Annotated in this window: 1 pseudogene; it reads right to left on the bottom strand. The window is 68.5% G+C overall.

What is annotated here, in order from left to right:
• A pseudogene (locus ACSLTV_RS36145) lies at window positions 1-747 on the bottom strand (alpha-1,4-glucan--maltose-1-phosphate maltosyltransferase); the annotation flags it as partial.

The following is a 747-nucleotide window of genomic DNA, read 5'->3' as shown; positions in this document are numbered from 1 at the left end:
GCCCTCACGCAGCGGGACGTTCTCGCACAGTTCGTAGCCGCTGTAGATGCCCCAGGTGGGGGAGAGGGTGGCGGCCAGGACGGCGCGTGCCTCGAAGGCGGGGCGGCCGCCCTGCTGGAGGTAGGCGTGCAGGATGTCGGGGGTGTTGGCGAAGAAGTTCGGCCGCATGTAGGCGGCCGCGTCGCCGGACAGCTCCGTCAGGTACTCGGTCAGCTCCTGCTTGGTGTTGCGCCAGGTGAAGTAGGTGTACGACTGCTGGAAGCCGATCTGCGCCAGGGTGTGCATCATCGCCGGCCGGGTGAACGCCTCCGCCAGGAAGATCACGTCCGGGTCGGTGCGGTTGATCTCCCCGATCACCCGTTCCCAGAAGACGACCGGCTTGGTGTGCGGGTTGTCCACCCGGAAGATCCGCACGCCGCAGTCCATCCAGTGCCGCAGCACCCGTACCGTCTCCGCGACCAGCCCGTCCATGTCCGCGTCGAACGCGATCGGGTAGATGTCCTGGTACTTCTTCGGCGGGTTCTCCGCGTACGCGATCGTGCCGTCGGGCCGGTGGTGGAACCACTCCGGGTGCTTGTGCACCCAGGGATGGTCCGGCGAGCACTGCAGCGCGAAGTCCAGGGCCACCTCCATCCCCAGCTCGCGGGCCCGCTCCACGAACCACACGAAGTCCTCCAGCGTGCCCAGCTCCGGGTGCACGGCGTCGTGCCCGCCCTCCGGCGAACCGATCGCCCACGGCACACCCAC

The sequence above is a fragment of the Streptomyces sp. bgisy159 genome (assembly GCF_965341775.1).
Lineage (GTDB): Bacteria > Actinomycetota > Actinomycetes > Streptomycetales > Streptomycetaceae > Streptomyces.
This window is presented reverse-complemented; position numbering and strand designations above follow the sequence as displayed.